Source organism: Streptomyces sp. NPDC104307 (assembly GCF_055584045.1).
Genome location: NZ_JBVJMU010000016.1, coordinates 147866 through 169578, shown reverse-complemented (window position 1 = coordinate 169578; position 21713 = coordinate 147866). Strand labels below are relative to the sequence as shown.

Here is a 21713-nt window from a genome sequence, read left to right as displayed (position 1 = left end):
CCGAGCAGGAGGCAGTGCCGAAGACGTGTCCGGGGCCGGTGGACCGGGCGGTGGAGCGGCCCGCGGTCGCCCCAGGACAGCGGGCGCCCGACGTGTGGCCCGGTACGCCGACGCCGCTCGGAGCCCGCTTCCGGGTGGGGCCCGACGGGGTGGCGGGCACCAACTTCGCGCTCTGGGCGGGCGGCGCGGAGGCCGTGGAGCTGTGCCTCTTCGAGGAGGACGGCACCGAGACCCGGCTGCCGCTGACCGAGCTGACCCACGAGATCTGGCACGGCTTCGTCCCCGGTGTGCGGGCCGGCCGGCGCTACGGCTACCGGGTGCACGGCCGCTGGGACCCGTGGACGGGCGCCCGCTGGAACGCGGCGAAGCTGCTCCTCGATCCGTACGCACGGGCCGTGGACGGCGATTTCACCCTTCCGGCCGAGGTGTACGGCCATGTGAGGGACTGGCCGGAACAGCAGGTCGCGGACACCGTGCGCGACGAACGGGACTCCGCCCCGTACGTCCCCAAAGGGGTGGTCGTCCACGATGACGACGACTGGGCGGAGGACCGGCGGCCCAAGACGCCCTGGGCCGACTCCGTCATCTACGAACTGCACGTGCGCGGCTTCACCGAGCGCCACCCCGGCATCCCGGAGGAGCTGCGCGGCACCTACGCCGGACTCGCGCACCCCGCGGCGATCGGCCATCTGAAGCACCTCGGGGTGACGGCGGTGGAGCTGCTGCCGGTGCACCAGTTCGCCCATGAGGACCATCTGCTGCGGCGCGGGCTGCACAACTACTGGGGTTACAACTCGATCGGCTACTTCGCCCCGCACGCCGGCTACTCCGCGAGCGGCACCGCGGGCCAGCAGGTCGGCGAGTTCAAGCGGATGGTCCGCGCGATGCACGACGCCGGGATCGAGGTGATCCTCGACGTGGTCTACAACCACACGGCGGAGGCGGGCGAGCTGGGCCCGATGCTGTCGCTGCGCGGCATCGACAACCGCGGCTACTACCGGCTCCAGTCCGACGCCCGCAGATACGCGGACTACACCGGCTGCGGCAACACCCTGCACGTGGTGCAGCCGAACGTGCTGCGGCTGATCACCGACTCGCTGCGGTACTGGGTCACCGAGATGGGCGTGGACGGCTTCCGCTTCGACCTGGCGGCGGCGCTCGCCCGCTCGATGCACGACGTCGACATGCTCTCCCCGTTCCTCGCGGTGATCGCCCAGGACCCGGTGCTGCGCCGGGTGAAGCTGATCGCGGAGCCGTGGGACGTGGGCAACGGCGGCTACCAGGTCGGCGCCTTCCCGCCGCTGTGGACCGAATGGAACGACCGCTACCGCGACGCCGTGCGGGACTTCTGGCGCGGCGCGCTGCCCGACGTACGCGATCTCGGCTACCGGCTGACCGGATCGAGCGACCTGTACGCGTGGGGCGGCCGCCGCCCGTACGCCTCGGTCAACTTCGTCACCGCGCACGACGGCTTCACCCTGCGGGACCTGGTGAGCTACGAGCAGAAGCACAACGAGGCCAACGGCGAGGGCAACCGCGACGGCACCTCCGACAACCGGTCCTGGAACTGCGGCACCGAGGGCGAGAGTGACGACCCCCAGGTCAACGCGTTGCGCCTGTGCCAGCTGCGCAACCTCCTCACCACCCTGCTGCTGTCGACCGGGGTGCCGATGCTGGTCGCGGGCGACGAGATGGGCCGCACCCAGGGCGGCAACAACAACGCCTACTGCCAGGACAACGAGATCAGCTGGGTCGACTGGTCGCTGCTGGAGCAGCCGCGGTGGCGCGCGCTGACCGAGCTGACGGCCCGGGTGCTGGCGCTGCGCCACACCCATCCGGTGCTGCGCCGCCGCGCCTTCTTCTCCGGCCGGCCGCAGGCCCCGGACGGGCTGCGGGACCTGGCGTGGTTCACCCGGCAGGGGGCCGAGATGACGGAGCAGGACTGGTACGCGCCGGCCGCGACGGTCGGGCTCTACCTCTCCGGCCGCGACATCCCGGGCCGGGACGCCCGGGGCGAGCAGGTGAGCGACGACAGCTTCCTCGCGGTGCTGCACGCCGGTGACCGCCCGGTGGACTTCCGGCTGCCGGGGGCGCCGTGGGCGCGGGAGTACGAACTGGTCCTGGACACCGCGCGAGAGGACCAGTCCACCGCACCGGGCACCGTCCACCGGGGCGACTCGGCCCTCACGGTGCCCGCGAGATCGGTCCTGCTGCTGCGGGTACGGGAGTGAGCCCGGCGGGGGTTGGACAACAGCCGCTCAGCCCAGGATGCCCCGGTCGTACGCGACGGCGACGGCCGCAGCGCGGTCCTTGGCGCCCAGCTTGGCGAAGACATGGGTGAGATGGGTCTTCACCGTGGCCTCGCTGATGAACAGCACGGCGGCGATCTCCCGGTTCGACGTCCCCCTGGCGACGAGTCCGAGCACTTCGCGCTCCCGCGCGGAGAGCGTCTCGCCGCCGGACGCGGCGGGCGCGCGCACCCGTGAGATGAGCCGGGAGGCGATGGCGGGCGACAGGACGGTGCGGCCGTCGGCGGCGGCGCGCACCGCGGTGAACAGCTCCTCGCGCGGGGCGTCCTTGAGCAGGTATCCGGTCGCACCGGCCTCGATCGCGGGCAGGGTGTCGGAGTCGGTGTCGTACGTGGTGAGGACCAGGACCCTGGAGCGGGCGCCGCGCCGGGTCAGTTCGGTGATCGCCGCGACTCCGCCGCCGCCGGGCATCCGGAGGTCCATCAGGACGACGTCGGGGTCGCGCAGGACGGCCATCTCGACGCCCTCGACACCGTCGGCCGCCTCGCCGAGCACCTCGAACTCCGGCGCGGACGCGAACATGCCGCGCAGTCCGTCCCGTACGACGGGGTGGTCGTCGACGACGATCAGCGTGATGACGCGCGCGGGTTCCTCAGCCATAGCGGCCCACCGTACTGTGCCCGCGGGCGGTGCGGTCGCTCAGTCGTCGCGGACCAGCGGGACCCGGGCGCAGACCGCGGTGCCGAGGCCGGGGCCCGTCTCCACCTCGACCGTGCCCGCGATGCGTTCGGCGCGGGCCCGCATGCCGCCGAGCCCGAACCCGCCGGCGCCCCGGTACGGCTCCAGCGCGCCCGGGTCGAAGCCCCGCCCGTCGTCCCGGACGTCGAGGGTGATCTCGTCGCCCATGTAGGACAGCGTGACGCCGGTCCGGGAGGCGGCGGCGTGCCGGCCGGCGTTGGCGAGGGCCTCCTCCGCTATCCGGAGCAGGGTGGCGCCGACCTCGTCGTGCAGCGGCTCCGCCGTACCGGTGACGGTCAACTCGGCCCGGACGCCGGTACGTTCGGACCAGCTGGTGACCGTCTTCTTGAGGGCGCCGGGCAGGTCGTCGTGCTCCAGCGCGGCCGGGACCAGATCGTGCACGGAGCGGCGCGCCTCGCCCAGGCTGTGCCGGGCCAGCGCGGTGGCCCGCAGGAGGTGTTGGCCGGCCAGTTCCGGATCGGTGACCGCCGCCGACGTCACGGCCTGGAGCTGGGCGATGATTCCGGTCAGCCCCTGGGCGATGGTGTCGTGGATCTCGGCGGCCAGCCGCCTCCGCTCGTCGGCCACCCCGGCCTCACGGGCCTGGACGAGGAGCTGGGCGTGCAGTCCGGCGTTCTCCGCCATGGCCTGTTCGAGCCGGGCGTTGGCGGACTCCAGTGCGGCGATGGTCTCGTCCTGGGTACGGGACTGCTCCGCCTCCCGGCTGCCGATCTGGGCGAAGACCATGGTGAGGGTCCCGTGCAGGGCGAAGAGGATGACGAAGGCGACCCAGTTCATGAGGCTGACGGGCGGCAGGCCGCTGCCGGACTGCGAGCCCGCCATGATGGCGGCGGTGGCCAGCAGCCCGGCCCTGACGCCCCTGCGCGGAAGCAGCCGGGCGGCGTCGAAGTAGCCGAGCGTCGTGAAGATGGCGAAGAACGGGTTGCACCAGGTCAGCCCGAAGGCCAGCAGGGTGCGGACGACGAAGTAGGACTGCGCCGCCCGCGAACCCGCCGCCGCCCGCGACCGTCCCCACCCGAGCTGGAGGACGAGGGCCAGCGGGACGAGGACCGAGACGGCGTACACGTCCTGCCGGGACATGATGAGGTCACCGGTGACGGCCGAGACCGCGGTGGCCAGGGCGAGCAGTCCGTACGGCCCGTACCGGAAGAACCGCTCCCACCACTGCTCGGCCGTCGGCGCCCCGGTCACGGCTTCGCTCTCACCCGCGTACATGGCTGAAGTCTCCCCGATCCGCTGCTCCCCCTACTCCTCCTACTCCCCCTGCTCCCCTCACTCCCAGCGGAACGTGCGGATCGCGACCGCCGCCACCGCCGCGGCCCACAGCACCATCACCCCGAGGTAGGCCCAGCTCGGCCAGGCTCCGGAGGCCGCCCGGTCCAGCGCCTGAGAGGCCGCGCCGAACGGGGTGACCTGGACGATGCGGCGGAGGGTGCCGGGCATGGCCTGCACCGGCACCCAGACGCCCGCGGTGAACATCATCGGGAAGAAGACGACCGAGCCGATGGCGGCCGAGATCTTGGTGGTGCGGGAGACCGCGCAGACCAGCGAGCCCAGGGCCAGCACGCAGGCGACGGCCAGCAGCAGCGCCAGCAGGTAGCCGAAGGGCTGTCCGGGCAGCCGCACTCCGAACGCGATCCGGCCGACCGCCATCACCAGCACGGCGGAACCGAGCCCCGCCACACCGTGCAGGACGATCTGCGCGCCGAGCAGGGCCGCGGGTCGCACCGGAGTGGTGGACATCCGGCGCAGGATGCCGCGCTCGCGGTAGCCGGTCAGTACGGGCGGCATCGCCTGGAGCCCGGCCATGATCATGGCGAGCAGCACCGCCACGGGGACGTAGAGGTCGATCACGCGCCGGCCGCCGAGTCCGTCGTCGTGCTCCCGGAACGACGGGATCAGTCCCAGGACCGTCATCAGGACGGTCGGGAAGACCAGGATCCAGAAGAGGCTGCCGGGCTCTCGCAGGAAGAGCCTGGTCTCGGACCTGAGGACCGCGAACGAGGCGCCGGAGGGGATGGCGCGGGGAGTGCGTGCGGGGGCGGTGTGCGAAGTAGCCATCTCAGACTCCCCGTTCCATGAGGTCGTGGCCGTCGGCCGGGCCGGAGTGCTCGGTGAGGTCGAGGAACGCGTCGTCCAGGGTGGCTTCCAAGACGCGCAGTTGGTGCGCGGTGATACGGAGCCGGGCCAGCAGCGAGATCACCGCGTTGACGGTCTCGTCGGTGCCGTTGATGACGATCCGGCCGCCCCGGCTCTCGTACGAGGCGGCGCCTGGCAGCCGGGTCAGTTCATCGTCGTCGAGCGGCTGCGAGGGCGTGAAGGAGATGACCGTGGAGCTGGCGGCCTTGGCGATCAGCCCGGAGGGGGTGTCGAGGGCGGCGAGCCGGCCCTTGTCGATCACGGCGATCCGGTCGCAGAGCCGCTGGGCCTCCTCCATGAAGTGGGTGACGAGCAGCACCGTGACGCCGCTGTCCCGCACCTCCTCGATCAGCTTCCAGGTGTCGCGCCGGGCGCGCGGGTCGAGGCCGGTGGTCAGCTCGTCGAGGACCACGACCCGGGGACTGCCGACGAGGGCGAGCGCGATGGACAGCCGCTGCTTCTGACCGCCGGAGAGCAGGCCGAACCGGGTGGTGAGCTTGGTGTGCAGGCCGAGGCGTTCGGCCAGTGACCGCCAGTCGGCGGGGTCCGGGTAGAACGCGCTGTACAGTTCGAGCGCCTCGCCCACCGTGATCTTGGGCTGGAGTTCGCTCTCCTGGAGCTGGGCGCCGAGCAGCAGCGTCACCCGCTCGTGGTCGGCGACGGGGTCGAGCCCGGCGACGCGGACCGTACCGGAGTCGGGGACCCGCAGTCCCTCGACGCATTCGACGGTGGTGGTCTTGCCGGCGCCGTTGGGGCCGAGGATCCCGAAGATCTCCCCCTCCTCGACGGTGAAACTCACCCCGTCCACCGCGGGGCGTCCGGCGTAGGCCTTGCGCACCCCGTCCACTTCGATGATTGCCATGCCACGAGCATCCCGGCCCCGGCCCGCGTGCTCCATCCGCCATCGCGCTCGAACCGGCATCAGCCGATCGGCTGATGCCGGACTACGACCGTCTTGCGGGCCGTCAGGCGCCCGCGTCGGCGTTGGTGGCCGGCCCGGTGGCGGAACCGGCCTCCTCGCTCTCCGACAGCCGTGCCTCCAGGCGTGCCACGGCCAGCCGTTCGGCCTCCTTGCGTACCGACGTGAGCCTTGCGTCGGCCAGCAGCATCGGCGCCATCCACAGCAGCCCCCAGGGACCGAACCCGTGGACCACGCCGGTCGTCCGGAGCAGCAGACTCGTCAGCGCCGAGAGCGCGAACGACACCGCCCACGCCTCCGCACGATGCCGGGCGGCCCAGCGCAGCCAGCCGGTCCCCGGCCCGGAGAGCGCTTCGAGTGTGTCCGCGAGAACGGCGGCCCGCCGGTCGTCGGGCCGGGCCGCGGCGGCGGCCCGGGCCTCGGCCCGCGCCTCCCCCGGCCCCCGGCCCTTGAGGGCTTGGGCGATCTCGTCGCTCCGGGTCTCGCGCTCCCGCCGCTTCACGGCGGTCTCCGCGGCCGACATCCGCAGGTCCTGCCAGTAGCCGCGGCCGGCCCAGCGATGGGCGGCCCGCAGCTGAGCGTTCTCCGCGGAGTCGGGGGCGAGCTCTTCGAGGCGTCGGGTCAGCTCCGCGGCACGGGCGGCACGGCCCGGGTAGTCGAACGAGTCGCTGCGCAGGCACAGCTCGGCGTATCCGGCCAGCAGTCCGAGATGGTCCGCGTCCAGGGCCAGCCCTCTGCGGAAGGCGCGTTCGGCCTCGGTGTCGTGGTCGTCGTCGTCCTCCGAGGCGTGCGCCACGGCCAGCCAGCAGTACAGATCCGCGTGCGGCCCCGACTCGTCGAGCCCCTGGGTGGCGGTGCGCCGGACCCCGGCGAGGCCTCCCGCGAGAAAGAGCTGCTCACAGCGCTCGTTGTACACGTCGGTCGTCGTCATGTGTCCCGCCCCTGATGTTCACCGCCCCGGCCGCGCGTGACCCGCGACAGCCGCCCCTCCCCGGGGCCGACCAAATATCGGACGCGGTGTGCTTTGCGTCAAGCTGCGGCCTGGGCCGGAAATTCAGATGAGCGATGTCAGTGGTGAACCGTAGGCTCGCGCCTGATGCCCGAAGAACATGTAGAGCCCAAAGACCGGTCCACCGCACGCTCCCTGATGCGGCTGTGGCCGTACGTGAAGCCGGTGCGGGCCCGGCTCTCGTCCGCCGTCCTGATCGCCGTCGTCGCCTCGTGCCTCGGGCTGGTGATCCCGCTCGTGCTGAAGTGGATGGTCGACGGCCCGGTCGCCGGCCGGGACCCGGGCGGCGTCTGGCTCGGGGCGCTGTACCTGCTGCTGCTCGGGATCGCGGAGGCGTTCCTGTTCGGCCTCCGGCGCTGGGTGGTGGCGCGTCCGCTGGCCGGCGTCGAGGCGTCGATGCGGGCCGCCCTGTACCGGCATCTGCAGCGGCTGCCGGTGGCCTTCCACGACCGGTGGCCGTCGGGCCAGCTGCTGTCGCGCGGGACCACGGACCTGATGCTGGTGCGGATGTTCCTGGCCTTTCCGCTGACCTATCTGGTGGTCAACTCGACCACCATCGTGGTCGGGTTCGTGATTCTGCTCGGCCAGGAGTGGACGCTCGGCCTGGTGCTGCTGGTCCCCGTCGCACCGCTGATGATCGTCTGCTCGGTCTTCGAGGCGAAGTACTCGCTGGTGGCGCGCAGCGCCCAGGACCAGGTCGGGGACCTGACGACGGTGGTCGAGGAGAGCGTGCTCGGCATCCGGATCGTGAAGGGCTTCGGCCGGCACCGCAGCCAGGCACTGGCGTTCCGCGCCCTCGCGCGGCGGCTGCGGGCCACGGAACTGGACAAGGCGCGGCTGCTCGCGGGCATCTGGGCCCTCATCACGACGATCCCCGAACTCGCCATCGGGGCCGCGCTGGTGCTCGGCACCATCGAGGTGGCGGACGGCGGTCTGTCGGCGGGCACACTGGTCGCCTTCCTCTCGACGGCGCTCGCGCTGCGCTGGCCGGTCGAGTCGATCGGCTTCCTGCTGGCGATGTGCCAGGAGTCGGCGTCGGCGACCGACCGGTTCTTCGAGGTGATGGACGTGGCCGAGGAGAAGGAGACCGCGACGCAGCGGGTGGCGGGCTCGTCCGGGGCGGGGTCCGGTGCGGGCGGCATGGTCTTCGAGGGGGTCCGGTTCCGTTACCCGGACGCGGCGCCGGACTCCGCTCCGGTGCTGGACCGGATCGATCTGCGGATCCGGCCCGGCGAGACAATGGCCCTGGTCGGGGCCACCGGAAGCGGCAAGACCACGCTCACCGCGCTGGTGCCCCGGCTGCACGACGCCACGTCGGGGCGGATCACCCTGGACGGCGAGGACATCACCGCGATGCCGCGCGAGCGGCTGCGGGAGCTGGTGTCCGTGGCGTTCGAGGAGCCGACGCTCTTCTCCGCGAGCGTCGCGGAGAACGTCCTGATGGGCGCGGAGGGCGCGGGCGAGGACGAGTTGCGGCGAGCCCTTTCTGTCGCGCAGGCCGACTTCGTCCACGATCTGCCGCACGGGACCGGCACCCAGGTGGGCGAGCAGGGGCTGAGCCTGTCCGGCGGTCAGCGCCAGCGCCTCGCGCTGGCCCGCGCCGTCGTCGGCCGGCCGCGCTTCCTGGTGCTCGATGACCCGCTCTCCGCGCTGGACGTGCACACGGAGACGCTGGTCGAGGCGGCGCTGCGCAGTGTGCTGAAGGAGACCACGGCGGTGGTGGTCGCCCACCGGCCGTCCACCGTGATGCTCGCGGACCGGGTGGCGCTCCTGTCGGAGGGCCGGATCAGCGCGGTCGGCACCCACCAGGAGCTGCTGCGCGGCAACGCCGAGTACGCCTGGCTGATGTCCGGCGCGGACCTCCCGGACGACCCGGACTCGTTCCCGCCGGCCCCCGGACCCACCACCGACACGCTGGGCATGTACGCCCCTGCCGAGGAGGGCAGCAGCCGATGACCAGCACCACGACGGGGCGGCCCACGGAGGACGACGAAGAGAAGGCCGCCCCGGCCCCGGCCCCCAGGGACTCCTTCGACCGCGATGACCTGCCCACTCCCCGTGGCGCGACGCGCGAGCTCCTCCTGTCACTGCTCCGCCCGCACCGCGCCCGGGTGGTGGTGGCCGCGCTGTTCCTGCTGGTCCAGCAGATCGCGGTGCAGGCGGGGCCGCTGCTCGTCGCGTACGCCATCGACAGCGGGGTGCCCGCGTTCCGGGACGAGGACTACGGGCCGCTGATCGCCGTGGGCCTCGGCTACGCCCTCTGCGCGGCCGGTGCGGGAGCCATGCAGTACGCGTTCATCAGGGCCTCGGCGGGGGTCAACCAGGACGCCCTGCTCGATCTGCGCGGCCGGATCTTCCGCCATGCCCAGGCCCTGAGCGTGGACTTCCACGAGCGGTACACCTCCGGGCGGCTGATCTCCCGTTCCACCACCGATGTGGAGTCGCTGCGGGAGCTGCTCAGCGAGGGGCTCCAGGAGCTGATCGGGGTCGTCCTCTCCTTCGTCTCCATCTCCCTGATGCTGCTCTGGCTGGATCTCGCGACGGGCGCCGTCGCCGTGCTCTCCTTCGCCCCGCTGTATCTGCTGGTGCGGCAGTACCAGCGCCGGGCCGGAGTCATCTTCGCCGCCCGGTCGACGGCGATCGCCGCGGTCATCGTGAAGTTCGCGGAGACGATGAACGGCATCCGGCCCGTCCAGGCGTTCCGCCGGGAGCCGGTCAACGACGCGGTGTTCCAGGAGCTGAACCACGAGCACCGGCGCACCAACGGCGCCGCGATGATCGAGAACGCGCGTTATGTCGTCGGGTCCCGGCTGATCGCCAACACCGCGGTGGCCGCCATCGTGCTGTGGGGTGCCTACCGGGTCGCCTCCGGCACCCTGGCCCTCGGAGTGCTGGCCGCGGTGGTGCTGTACCTGCGGCGGCTGTACGACCCGATCGACCGGCTCAGCATGTTCCTGAACTCCTACCAGTCGGCGGCGGCCTCACTGGCGAAGATCGCGGGCCTGCTGGCCCAGACCCCGACGGTCCCGGAGGCCCTGGAACCCCGGGAGCTGCCGCCGCTCAAGGGCGAACTGCCGGGCCGCGAGGTGGTCTTCGACGCGGTGAGCTTCGCCTACCGCACGGGTGGTGAGGTGCTGCCCCGCTTCGATCTGACCGTACCGGCCGGCCAGACGCTGGCCGTGGTGGGTTCGACGGGCGCCGGCAAGTCGACGCTCGCCAAGCTGCTGGCCCGCTTCTACGACCCGACCGAGGGCCGGGTGCTGCTGGACGGGGCCGACCTGCGGGATCTCGCCGTCCCCGAACTGCGGCGCGGGGTGGTGATGGTGACCCAGGAGGCGTTCCTGTTCTCCGGGACCGTCGCCGAGAACATCGCGATCGGCAGCCCGGACGCGACCCGCGAGGAGATCGAGCGGGCCGCGAAGGCGATCGGCGCCCACGAGTTCATCAGCGGCCTGCCCGACGGCTACGACACCGACGTACGCAAGCGGGGCGGCCGGATCTCGGCCGGCCAGCGCCAGTTGGTCGCCTTCGCCCGCGCCCTGCTGGCGAACCCGGCGGTGCTGATCCTCGACGAGGCGACCAGCTCCCTCGACATCCCGGGCGAACGTGCGGTGCAGCGGGCGATGGACACCGTGCTGCACGGCCGCACCGCGGTGGTGATCGCCCACCGGCTGTCGACCGTGGAGATCGCGGACCGGGTCCTGGTGATGGAGCACGGCCGCATCGTGGAGGACGGCGCCCCCGCCGAACTCATCGGCGGCACGGGCCGGTTCGCGGGGCTGCACCGGGTGTGGCGGGAGAGCCTGGTCTGATACCGGCCGAGAGCGGATCCGGCCAAAGATCACCTCTTTGGCCCTCCGCACGACACCTTGATCCCGATGTGCCGGTTGTGCCGCGCGTAACGACTCCAACGCGAAGGCAGCTCACTCCGATGACCACCACCCGTACCGTCACCCGGGGCGCGATCACGGCCGCACTGGCCACCGCGCTCTCCATCGGCATCACCTCCACCGCCCTGGCCGGCCCGGACGGGGCCGGCAGCTATCGGACGGCTGCCGCCCAGCAGCCGGGGGACGGATGGACCGGGGAAGGCGGGCTGTCACTCAGTCCGGCCGACAACGAGAGGGTCGAGGACTACATCGAGGACGCCGAGCGCGCCGAGCGGTCCATCAGTCCCCAGGTGCGGGCCGCGGCCTGGATCGCGGGCGCCGAGGTGATCGGCTTCGAGAACCGGCTGAAGTCCCCGGACTCCCTCAAGCGAAAGGTCGCCACCTCGCTCAAGGAGCGCCCCGGGCAGAGCGCCGAGACCGTGCTCGCCACTCTCAGTGACGCGGTGCGCTACACCCTCCAGTGGCGCGACGGCCAGTACACGGACGGTGTCACAACCGCCGCCCAGGAACTCTCCTCATGGGGCAACGACAGTACGAAGTGGTCCAACACCTGGGGCCGCACCGATGGGTACAAGGGGCTCAACAGCGGTTGGCGCGCTCCCCGTTCGGGGCAGCTCTTCGAGATCCAGTTCCACACCCCCGCCAGCAAGGGGGCCCAGGAAGCCACCCACAAGCTGTACGAGGAGCAGCGCCTCCCGGGCACCGGCCCCGAGCGGAAAAAGGATCTCCAGGAACAGCAGAACGCCCTCTTCGCCGCCGTACCCGTCCCGGCCGGCGCGGACCGGCTGACCGCACCTCTCCCCGCCCGGGTACCCGCACCCCTGGGGTAGCGGCACCACCGGCACGGCCCGGCGGCCGGCCCCGGCACGGCAGGTTCCTCCCGCCGGCACCGGGGCCGGGCCGTAGGCTGCGGGCCATGAATACGGCGATGACCAGCGGTGCGACCACTGAGCCCGCCATCCTTGACGCCATGGAGCTGACTTCCGATCCGGATCTGGGGGCTCGGTTCGTGGAGTCGGCTCACCGGATCCTGGCAGACCTGGTCAGTGGAGGTGCCGCGCTGGGCTGGGTCGAACCACCCTCGCGGGATGAGGTGGCGGAACTTGTCGGCCACGTCGTCTCCGCAGCGCGGTCCGGGGACGCGGCCTTGCGGGCCGCATACCTCGGCCACCGGCTTGTCGGGTTGGGGTACTGGCTGCGCCACGCCCGGCCGACCCACCGGCCACACGCCGATCTGGAGAAGATCGCGGTGGATGCCGCTGCCCATGGCCGTGGTGTCGGTCGGGCGCTGACCGCTGCCCTGATCGCCGACGCCCGGGAGGCGGGGATCGAGGTCCTCACCCTGGACGCCCGTGGCGACAACATCAATGCCTTGCACCTCTACCGGTCGCTGGGCTTCACCGAATACGGCCGCCTGCCCGACTTCGTAGCCGTCGGCGAGCACCGCTACGACAAAGTCCTGTGCATGCTGGACTTCCGTCGGCAGAGCTGACCACGAGCACACGCGAGAGCCCGGCGGCGACAGATCGCGAAGGCGGTCTCAGGGCTCGGCCGGCCCGGACTCCCCCGCCCGCCGCAGCACCACGAACGAGACCAGCGCGGCCAGCGCCATCGCCGCGGCCGCGCCCGCCGCCGCTGCGTTCAGGCCGTGGGTGAAGGCCTTGAACGCGGCGGAGAGCAGGGCGTCCTGGCCGCGTGACGGGAGCTCCCGGGCCACGGCCACCGCGCCGCCCAGGGTCTCGCGGGCCGCGTCCGGTGCGGTGGCGGTCATGTCGCGCCCGTAGACCACCGCGCCGAGCGAGCCGAGCAGGGCCATGCCCAGGGCGCCGCCGAGTTCCTGGCCGGATTCGAGTACGGCGGCCGCGGAGCCCGCGCGCTCGGGCGGGGCGGCGCCCAGGGCGAGTTCGTTGGCGAGGGTCATCGCGGCGACCAGTCCACCCGCGTAGACGGCCGAGCCCGCCAGCGTCATCCAGAGCGGGGAGCCGGTGCTGATTCCGGTGAGCCAGAGGAAGCCCGCCGCCGAGACGAGGAACCCGCCGCCCATGACGTATCCCCGGTCCAGGCGCTTGGCGAGCGCGCCCGCGGCGGGTGCGGCGACGATGACGCCGACGGACGGCACCAGGCTCCACATCGCGGCCTCGAACGGGCTCTTGCCGAGTACCGACTGCACGTACTGGGAGAAGAAGGCGGCGAAGCCGATCGTCGCGCCCATCGCCAGCAGGTTGACCAGGACCGAACCTCCGTAGGCGCGGCGGCGCAGGAGTGCCAGGTCGACCATCGGGTGGGCGAGCCGGCTCTGCCGGTGGACGAAGACCAGGCCGAGGACGAGACCGACGGCGATGCCGAGGGCGGGCAGCGGCCGGTAGCCGTGCTTGGCGAGCTCCTTGATGCCGTGGATCACCGGCAGCAGCGCGGCGAGGGAGAGCACCGCGCTCAGGACGTCGAACCGCGCCTTCACCGGGCTCCGGGACTCCGGGAGCAGGACCGGCGCGAGCACCAGCAGGAGCCCCATCGCGGGCAGGTTGATCAGGAAGACCGCGCCCCACCAGAAGTGTTCGAGGAGGATTCCGCTGACGACCGGGCCGAGCGAGATCCCGGTGGCCATCACCGTCGTCCACAGCGCGACGGCCCTGGACCGCTGGCCGCGGTCGTGGAACAGGTTGCGGACGAGCCCGAGCGTCGACGGCATCAGGCAGGCACCGCCCACCCCGAGCAGCGCGCGGGCCGCGATCAGGGCCTCCGGGGAGCGTGCGAGGGCGGCGGCGAGGGACGCGGCGGCGAAGACGAGCGTGCCGGCCATCAGCACCTTCCGGCGGCCGATCCGGTCGCCGAGTGCGCCCATGGTGATGAGCAGCCCGGCCAGCACGAAGCCGTACATGTCCAGGATCCACAGCTGCTGGGTGGAGCCCGGTTCCAGGTCGGCGCCGATGGCGGGCAGTGCGTAGAAGAGGATGGAGACGTCCATCGAGACGAAGAGCAGCGGCAGCATCAGCACGCCGAGTGCGGTCCATTCACGGCGGCCCGCGAGGGCGGCCGGCGGTGAGGAAGTCATGCCGCGAGCAGAGCAGCGGGCCCGCGTACACCACAAACAGCGCCGTAGTGCATGCCCCTTGTCCCGTGGCGGAGTTGAACGGTTCGGGCAGGTCGTCACGGTGTACGTCGTCCGCGGTGCACTAGTACAGTCCGCTCCGTGCCGATCGAACCGCCCTACCTCAGGATCGCCGCCGAGCTGCGTCGGCGGATCGTCTCCCGTGAACTCGCCCCGGGTGAGCGGCTGCCCTCCACCCGTGCCGTCGTCCGGGAGTGGGGTGTCGCCATGGCGACGGCCACGAAGGCGCTGTCCGTGCTGCGCGCGGAGGGTCTGGTGCGGGCCGTGCCGGGGGTCGGCACCGTGGTCGCGGAGCACGGGCAGAGGATCGCGGCCGCCGGGCAGGGTCCGGCGCTGAACCGCGAGCGGATCGTGCGCACCGCCGTCGGACTGGCCGATGCCGAGGGGCTGCCGTCGGTGTCGATGCGCCGGGTCGCGACCGTGCTGGGCACCTCCACGATGGCGCTGTACCGCCATGTTCCGGGCAAGGCCGAGCTGGTGCGGCTGATGTCGGAGGCGGCCTTCGGCGAGCGTCCGCTCGGTTCCGTACCGCAGCACTGGCGGACCGGGCTGGAACTCGCCGCCCGCTGGCTGCGCGCGATGTACGGGCGGCATCCGTGGATGGTCCAGGCGATGGCGTCCTTCACCCGGCCCACCGCCTCCCCGCACGCGATGGGGTACACGGAGTGGACGCTGCGTGCCCTCAGGGGCACCGGGCTCCCCCCGCACGCCATGCTCCACACCCACCTCACCCTGTTCGCCTACGTGCAGGGGGTGGCGCTGGCGGCCGACATGGAGGCGCAGGCGCTCCAGGACACCGGGCTGTCGGACGAGGAGTGGATGACGCGGAACGAGCCACAGTTCGAAGCCGTCTCGACAGGTGGTCACTTCCCGGTTCTTCACAGTCTTTTCGAACACGACAACTTCGAGCTCGACCTCGACACACTCTTCGAATTCGGGCTACAGAGGACTCTGGACGGCATCGCGGTGATGATCGGCGAAACGTCCGCTTAACGAACATGACCATTACGGCAACGGACGAATTCCGGCCATCTTGTTGACGCGGTCCTGACAGCAACGCCCTTCTGCTGACACTGTTCACCCCGTTCTGCGCACTGCCTGCTCTGCCCGGACGGCTCACTCAGCCGCCGGTACCCCCCTTGCAGAAGGAGTCCGCGTGAGATCCACGCCCAGCCGTCGTACCACCGCGACCGGCGCTCTGATAGCCGCAGCAGCTCTCCTGGCCGCCGGAGTCCAGACCGGCACAGCCACCGCAACACCGGCCGGCGACACCAGCGCCGCCGCCATCACCGCCGCGGCATCCGCGGGCGCCGACCACGGCGCGCTGCCCAAGCAGCTCTCCCCCTCCCAGCGGGCGGAGCTGATCCGCGAGGCCAACACGAGCAAGGCGGCCACCGCCAAGGACCTCGGTCTCGGCTCGCAGGAGAAGCTCGTCGTCCGGGACGTGATCCAGGACAACGACGGCACCACGCACACCCGTTACGAGCGCACCTTCGGCGGGCTCCCGGTACTCGGCGGCGACCTGATCGTCCAGGAGTCGAAGGCCGGCGCGACCGAGAGCGTCACCAAGGCGTCCAAGGCGACCACCGCCCAGCTGAAGGCCGTGGACACGACCGCGAAGGTCGCCCCGGCGGCGGCCGAGAAGCAGGCGCTCGGCGCCGCGAAGGCCGACGGCTCGGCGAAGACCGCTGCCGAGAAGGCGCCCCGCAAGGTCGTCTGGATGGCGAGCGGCACACCGCAGCTCGCCTACGAGACCGTGGTCGGCGGGCTCCAGGACGACGGCACCCCCAACGCGCTGCACGTCGTCACGGACGCGACCAGCGGCGCGAAGATCTACGAGTGGCAGGCCATCGAGAAGGGCACCGGCAACACCGAGTACAGCGGGCAGGTCACCCTCGGCACCGCCCCCTCGTACACGCTGACCGACACCGGTCGCGGCGGCCACAAGACGTACAACCTGAACCACGGCACCTCCGGCAAGGGCACCCTCTTCTCCGGCTCGGACGACATCTGGGGTGACGGCACCCCCCAGAACGCCGAGACCGCCGCCGCCGACGCGCACTACGGCGCGGCCGAGACGTGGGACTACTACAAGAACGTCCACGGCCGGACGGGCATCCGGGGCGACGGCGTCGGCGCGTACTCCCGCGTCCACTACGGCAACAGCTACGTCAACGCCTTCTGGGACGACAGCTGCTTCTGCATGACGTACGGCGACGGCAGCGGGAACGCCTCGCCGCTGACCGCGCTCGACGTCGCGGCGCACGAGATGACGCACGGCGTCACCTCGAACACCGCGGGTCTGGTCTACAGCGGTGAGTCCGGCGGCCTCAACGAGGCGACCAGCGACATCTTCGCCACCGCCGTGGAGTTCTACTCCAACACCAGCGCCGACCCGGGCGACTACCTCATCGGCGAGAAGATCGACATCAACGGCGACGGCACCCCGCTGCGCTACCAGGACAAGCCGAGCAGGGACGGCGCGTCCAAGGACGCCTGGTACTCCGGCATCGGAAACGTCGACGTCCACTACTCGTCGGGCCCGGCCAACCACTTCTTCTACCTTCTCTCCGAAGGCAGCGGCGCCAAGACGATCAACGGCGTCAACTACAACTCCCCGACCTCCGACGGCCTGCCGGTGACCGGCATCGGCCGCGACAAGGCCGCGCTGATCTGGTTCAAGGCGCTCACCACCAAGTTCAGCTCCAACACGAACTACGCGGGTGCCCGCACGGGCACGCTCGCCGCGGCCGGTGAGCTGTACGGCACGACCAGCGCCGAGTACAAGGCCGTGGCCGACGCCTGGGCCGGCATCAACGTCGGCTCCCGTCCCGGTGGCGGCACCGACCCCGGCGGCACGGTCTTCGAGAACACCACCGCCACGGCCATCCCGGACCACGGCTCGGCCGTCACCAGCTCGGTCAACGTCACCGGCCGCACCGGCAACGCCCCGAGCACCCTCAAGGTCGGCGTGGACATCACCCACACCTACCGCGGTGACCTGGTCATCGACCTGGTCGCCCCGGACGGCACGGCCTACCGCCTGAAGAACTCCTCCTCCAGCGACTCGGCGGCCAACGTCAAGACCACGTACACGGTCAACGCCTCCTCGGAGACGGCGAACGGTACCTGGAAGCTGAAGGTCCAGGACGTCTACTCGGGCGACACCGGGAAGATCAACAGCTTCAAGCTCACCTTCTGAAACCGGCAGCACCGCATGCCGCGTAGCTGACGCGGCATCCCGCCCGGGAGGAGAACGGACTCCTCCCGGGCGGCGCCGTGCTCAGTTGGGGTTGTTCGCGTGGGTCAGCGTCTCCCAGGCGACGAACAGGTTGTCGGTCCCGGCGGGCCTGCGCTGCTCGGTGAGGGTCTGGGTGTTCGTCATCGCGATGCCCATCCGGTTGTGCAGCGCGTTGAACCCGACCTCGGTGACCGGGCCGAGGTTGTCCTTGAGCGATCCGCCGCAGAGCGAGGACGGAACGGCCGCCCCCAGCTGGTACTTGGCGTGCAGCCCCAGCGCGTGGCGCAGCCGGTCCGCGATCTCCGGGTAGAGGTCCTGCCCCTGGATCCGGCTGGTCTCGGCGATGTGCGAGATGGCGGAGAGGCCGTAGCCGGTGTGGGTGAGGTCGCGACAGGTCTCCTGGGAGAGCCCGTCCATGAATGTCGACTGGCCCTGCCAGTAGTTGATGATCTTGTCGCGGGTGTCGAGCCCGCTGCCGGGCGCGGTCTTGGGCAGCGCCCCGTCCGAGGTCAGATAGATGTACGCGGGAACCCGGCCGCGGAACTTTGCCACCGCCTTGTCGTACGAGGTGCGGTCCTCCAGGAACACCGAGATGCCGATCGCGGCCTCGGTCATGCTCAGTTCCCAGTTCCCGTTGCTGTTCGACCCATTGATGACCTTGGGCAGATAGACGTCGCGCAGCATGGTGGCGAACCGGCCCGCGTTGGGCCAGCCGCTGTACGTGTACTTGATGATCTCGGCGGCCTTCGGCCAGGAGGAGCCGGCCCAGCCGGTCTGGAGCGGGGCGTTGCTGTTGGTGTGGTCCTTGATCACGGCCGACCAGGCGTCCATCAGCTCGATGGCCTTGGCGGCGTACCGGCTGTCCTGGGTGATGTACCAGGCCAGCGAGAGCGTGTAGGCGGCTATCGCGTCCTCGCGCTCGTCGGTGCAGCCGTAGTTGGGGTTGGAGTACGAGCCGCACTCGACGACCGCGCGGGGCTTGGCGGTACGGGTCAGCGAGGCGTACTTGCTGGCCATCATCTGGTCGTACGCGCCTTTCCAGGGCTGCGCGCCCGCCTGCACCTTGGCGCGCACGAAGTCCAGCTGGGGACGGCTGACGAGGACGCCGGGGTGGGTGAAGGCGGCGGGGGCGGCGGCCGCCGCCGGGGCCGGCTCCGGGGCGGCCCGGACGGCCGAGGCGGGGTTCATGGAGAGGCCGGTGATCAGTGCCGCGAGAGCGCTGGCGAGGCCGAGGCCGCGTGCGATGGTTCCGGTGCGCATGTGGGGGTGCCTTCCGGTGCGGGGGAGGTCCGGCAACTCGACCCGAGACCAAGGAAGTTCATATGCATGAACTCTGGGCCGAGTTGTGAACCCTGCGATGAGTGAGGAACTTAAAGGCATCGCATGAGCACGTCAAGCACCTGTGTTCAGAAGACGAAGGGCCCGGCACCGTGGAGCGGCACCGGGCCCTTCGCATGGGGCGAGAGAACGCAACGTCAGCGCATCAGCAGCCCCGCGCCCTCGCCCGTGGCCCCGGTCGGCTGCGCGACCAGGCCGAGTTCGGCGCCGCCGGCCAGCAGCCGGTGGGCGGGCAGCACCCGCACCGTGTACCCGTAGGGACCCGTGCGGTCCAGGGCGAGCGGGCCGTCGTACAGCCAGCGCCCCTCCAGGTCCTGGCCGCCGGCCGGCTTCAGCGGGAAGACCTGGGCGTCGGTGATGGCGTCGGCGGCGTCCACCCGGCCGGCCACCGCCTGCACCTCCACCTCGTCCGGCTCCAGCGCCCCGAGGGTGATCCGGACCCGCAGCGCCAGCGTCGAACCCAGCTCCGCGGAGCCGCCCGCCCCGGTGGGCGTCACCGCCTCGACGTGGTCGACCGCCACCCGGGGCCAGGCCGCCCGGACCCTGGACTTCCAGTCGGCCAGCTCCCGTGCCGTGGTGGCGTCCAGCGAGCGCTGGGCGCGGGCCGCGGGGGCGTACAGCCGCTCCACGTACTCCCGGACCATGCGATCCGCGAGGACCTTGGGGCCAAGGGTGCCCAGGGTGCGGCGGACCATCTCGATCCAGCGGTCCGGGAGCCCCGCTGCCCCGTGGTCGTAGAAGCGCGGGGCGACCCGGTCCTCGATCAGCTCGTAGAGCGCGTTGGCCTCCAGATCGTCACGCCGGTCCTCGTCCATGGCGGAGCCGTCGGCCGTCGGGATCGCCCAGCCGAAGTCCGGCTCGAACCACTCGTCCCACCACCCGTCCAGGACCGACAGGTTGAGGCAGCCGTTCAGCGCCGCCTTCATCCCGCTCGTACCGCACGCCTCCAGCGGGCGCAGCGGGTTGTTCAGCCAGACATCGCAGCCCGGGTAGAGCTTCTGGGCCATCCCCATCCCGTAGTCGGGCAGGAAGACGATGCGGTGGCGCACCCGGGGGTCGTCCGCGAACCTGACCAGCTCCTGGACCAGCCGCTTCCCGCTGTCGTCGGCCGGATGCGCCTTACCGGCCACGACGATCTGGATCGGCCGCTCGGGGTGGAGGAGCAGCGCCCGCAGCCGGTCGCGGTCGCGCAGCATCAGCGTCAGCCGCTTGTACGAGGGCACCCGGCGGGCGAAGCCGATCGTCAGCACGCCGGGGTCGAGCACGCCGTCGATCCAGCCCAGCTCGGCCGGCTCGGCGCCCCGGGTGCGCCAGGAGGCGTGCAGCCGCTCCCGCACCTCGGTGACCAGCTGTTCGCGCAGCGTCCGCCGTACGTCCCAGAGCTGCTGGTCGGGGATGCCGGCGGCGGAGTCCCACCGGCCGGGGGCGGCGCCGGACTCGGTGCGCAGCCGGTAGATCTCGGGGGCGACCCAGGTGGGTGCGTGGACCCCGTTGGTGACGGAGGTGATCGGCACCTCAGGGGCGTCGAAGCCCGGCCAGAGCCCGGCGAACATCTCCCGGCTGACCGCCCCGTGCAGGGTGGAGACGCCGTTGGCCCGCTGGGCGAGCCGCAGGCCCATCACGGCCATGTTGAAGACGCCGGGGTCGCCGCCGTCGTACGTCTCCGTGCCGAGGTGGAGGATGCGGTCGGCCGGGACACCGGGCAGTTCCCCGTCGTCACCGAAGTGACGGGCGACCAGTTCGCGGTCGAAACGGTCGATCCCGGCCGGCACCGGGGTGTGGGTGGTGAAGACGGTGCCCGCCCGTACGGACTCCACTGCGGCGGCGAAGTCCAGTCCGTCGTCCGAGAGCTCCCGGATGCGCTCCAGGCCCAGGAATCCGGCGTGGCCCTCGTTGGTGTGGAACACCTCGGGCGCGGGGTGGCCGGTGAGCCGGCAGTAGCTGCGTACGGCGCGGACGCCGCCGATGCCCAGCAGTATTTCCTGGAGCAGCCGGTGCTCGCTGCCGCCGCCGTACAGCCGGTCGGTGACCTCGCGTTCGCCGGGGGCGTTGCCCTCGACGTCGGAGTCGAGCATGAGGAGCGGCACCCGGCCGACCTGGGCCTGCCAGATGTGGGCGCGCAGCGAGCGGCCGCCGGGGAGCGCGAGGACCACCTCGCTCGGTGTCCCGTCGGCTTCGCGCAGCAGGGTGAGCGGCAGCTCGTTGGGGTCGAGGACGGGGTAGTGCTCCTGCTGCCAGCCGTCCCGGGAGAGGCTCTGGCGGAAGTAGCCGTGGCGGTAGAGCAGGCCGACGCCGACCAGGGGAACGCCCAGGTCGCTGGCGGCCTTGAGGTGGTCCCCGGCGAGGATGCCGAGCCCGCCGGAGTACTGGGGCAGGGCCGCGGTGACCCCGAACTCGGGTGAGAAGTAGGCGATGGCGGCGGGCAGTCCGACGCCCTGCGCCAGCTGTTCCTGGTACCACCTGGGGCCCTGGAGGTAGTCCTGGAGACCGGCGGACACCTCGGCCAGCCGGCGCAGGAACTCCTCGTCCCCGGCCAGCTCGGCGAGCCGGCCGGCGGACACGGAGCCGAGGAGGCGCACGGGGTCACCGTCCGCCGTCCGGCCGGCCACCGGGTCGACGGACTGGAAGAGCTCACGGGTCTCGGTGTGCCAGGACCAGCGCAGGTTGCGGGCGAGGTCGCTGAGCGGTTGAAGGGGGTCGGGAAGGACGGGACGCACGGTGAATCGACGAATGGCCTGCACGTGTTCCACCTTTACAGGGGACGTCCGGATCCGAGGGGACGCACCACGCTGTGCGCCGCTCCGTCACCCTCGACGTTAGCCGGGCGCGGCACTCGGCAACCACGGCGCACGGCCGTCCGGCGGCGTGCGACCCCGGGCGGGCCGACCGCCCCCTCCGCTCCACGCCCCGCGCAACGCCGGCCACTGGACTCCATTTCAGGCACATCCGTCACAGGGGTTATGGCCGATTCCCTCCCCGCATGCGGCCTTGTGGACCTTGGCCCCACGGGGAAGGCTTCCCAGTGGCGCCCGCCGCCCCCGCGTGCGCCGGATTTCCGCA

Annotated in this window: 15 protein-coding genes; 7 read left to right on the top strand and 8 right to left on the bottom strand. The window is 71.7% G+C overall.

The features are described 5' to 3' along the window. Nucleotides 1-38 precede the first annotated feature (38 nt). A complete protein-coding gene (gene glgX, locus ACZ601_RS31095) occupies nt 39-2231 on the top strand; it encodes a glycogen debranching protein GlgX (protein WP_469544329.1) in 2193 nt (730 codons plus the stop codon). A 27-nt stretch (nt 2232-2258) separates the two neighbouring features. Here the strand turns inward: glgX and ACZ601_RS31090 are convergent, their stop codons facing one another. The 5 genes from ACZ601_RS31090 to ACZ601_RS31070 form a co-directional block, all read right to left on the bottom strand. Then, the gene (locus ACZ601_RS31090; RefSeq protein WP_469544277.1) at nt 2259-2909 is read right to left on the bottom strand and encodes a response regulator; all 651 of its coding nucleotides are present in this window, start codon (nt 2907-2909) and stop codon (nt 2259-2261) included. 39 nt (nt 2910-2948) lie between these two features. Continuing rightward, the gene (locus ACZ601_RS31085; protein ID WP_469544275.1) at nt 2949-4223 is read right to left on the bottom strand and encodes a sensor histidine kinase; all 1275 of its coding nucleotides are present in this window, start codon (nt 4221-4223) and stop codon (nt 2949-2951) included. A 57-nt stretch (nt 4224-4280) separates the two neighbouring features. Next, nucleotides 4281-5069, bottom strand: coding sequence for an ABC transporter permease (locus ACZ601_RS31080; protein WP_469544273.1), 789 nt, complete (start codon nt 5067-5069; stop codon nt 4281-4283). A gap of 1 nt (nt 5070) precedes the next feature. Further along, nucleotides 5071-6009, bottom strand: a complete 939-nt coding sequence (locus ACZ601_RS31075) for an ABC transporter ATP-binding protein (RefSeq protein WP_469544271.1) — start codon at nt 6007-6009, stop codon at nt 5071-5073. Between the two features lie 103 nt (nt 6010-6112). Continuing rightward, entirely contained in the window at nt 6113-6997 is an 885-nt protein-coding gene (locus ACZ601_RS31070; RefSeq protein WP_469544269.1) for a tetratricopeptide repeat protein, read from the bottom strand. A 165-nt stretch (nt 6998-7162) separates the two neighbouring features. Between ACZ601_RS31070 and ACZ601_RS31065 the strand changes: the two genes are divergently transcribed. The 4 genes from ACZ601_RS31065 to ACZ601_RS31050 all read left to right on the top strand — a co-directional run bounded on the left by ACZ601_RS31065 (nt 7163) and on the right by ACZ601_RS31050 (nt 12457). Further along, nucleotides 7163-9031 carry an ABC transporter ATP-binding protein gene (locus ACZ601_RS31065; RefSeq protein ID WP_469544267.1) on the top strand — a complete coding sequence of 623 codons (1869 nt, stop codon included), beginning with the start codon at nt 7163-7165 and terminating at the stop codon, nt 9029-9031. Next, nucleotides 9028-10887: an ABC transporter ATP-binding protein gene (locus ACZ601_RS31060; protein ID WP_469544265.1), complete on the top strand. Its 1860-nt coding sequence runs from the start codon at nt 9028-9030 to the stop codon at nt 10885-10887. Before ACZ601_RS31065 ends, ACZ601_RS31060 begins: the two co-directional genes overlap by 4 nt. Nucleotides 10888-11006: 119 nt before the next feature. Continuing rightward, the gene (locus tag ACZ601_RS31055) at nt 11007-11795 is read left to right on the top strand and encodes an ATP nucleotide 3'-pyrophosphokinase (RefSeq protein ID WP_469544263.1); all 789 of its coding nucleotides are present in this window, start codon (nt 11007-11009) and stop codon (nt 11793-11795) included. A gap of 98 nt (nt 11796-11893) precedes the next feature. Beyond that, the gene (locus ACZ601_RS31050) at nt 11894-12457 is read left to right on the top strand and encodes a GNAT family N-acetyltransferase (protein WP_469544327.1); all 564 of its coding nucleotides are present in this window, start codon (nt 11894-11896) and stop codon (nt 12455-12457) included. A 48-nt stretch (nt 12458-12505) separates the two neighbouring features. Here the strand turns inward: ACZ601_RS31050 and ACZ601_RS31045 are convergent, their stop codons facing one another. Next, on the bottom strand, nt 12506-14017 hold the full coding sequence (locus ACZ601_RS31045; RefSeq protein ID WP_440576062.1) for an MFS transporter: 1512 nt from the start codon (nt 14015-14017) through the stop codon (nt 12506-12508). A gap of 138 nt (nt 14018-14155) precedes the next feature. On the opposite strand from ACZ601_RS31045, the gene ACZ601_RS31040 reads away from it, so the two are divergent. Both ACZ601_RS31040 and ACZ601_RS31035 read left to right on the top strand, forming a co-directional pair. Further along, entirely contained in the window at nt 14156-15067 is a 912-nt protein-coding gene (locus ACZ601_RS31040; protein WP_469544260.1) for a TetR/AcrR family transcriptional regulator C-terminal domain-containing protein, read from the top strand. Nucleotides 15068-15230: 163 nt separating this feature from the next. Next, nucleotides 15231-17276, top strand: coding sequence for a M4 family metallopeptidase (locus tag ACZ601_RS31035; protein ID WP_469544258.1), 2046 nt, complete (start codon nt 15231-15233; stop codon nt 17274-17276). Nucleotides 17277-17357: 81 nt separating this feature from the next. Here the strand turns inward: ACZ601_RS31035 and ACZ601_RS31030 are convergent, their stop codons facing one another. After that, complete coding sequence (locus ACZ601_RS31030) at nt 17358-18575, bottom strand: alginate lyase family protein (RefSeq protein WP_469544256.1); 1218 nt, start codon at nt 18573-18575, stop codon at nt 17358-17360. Between the two features lie 215 nt (nt 18576-18790). Beyond that, nucleotides 18791-21394 carry an alpha-glucan family phosphorylase gene (gene glgP / locus ACZ601_RS31025; RefSeq protein ID WP_469544254.1) on the bottom strand — a complete coding sequence of 868 codons (2604 nt, stop codon included), beginning with the start codon at nt 21392-21394 and terminating at the stop codon, nt 18791-18793. Nucleotides 21395-21713 lie beyond the last annotated feature (319 nt).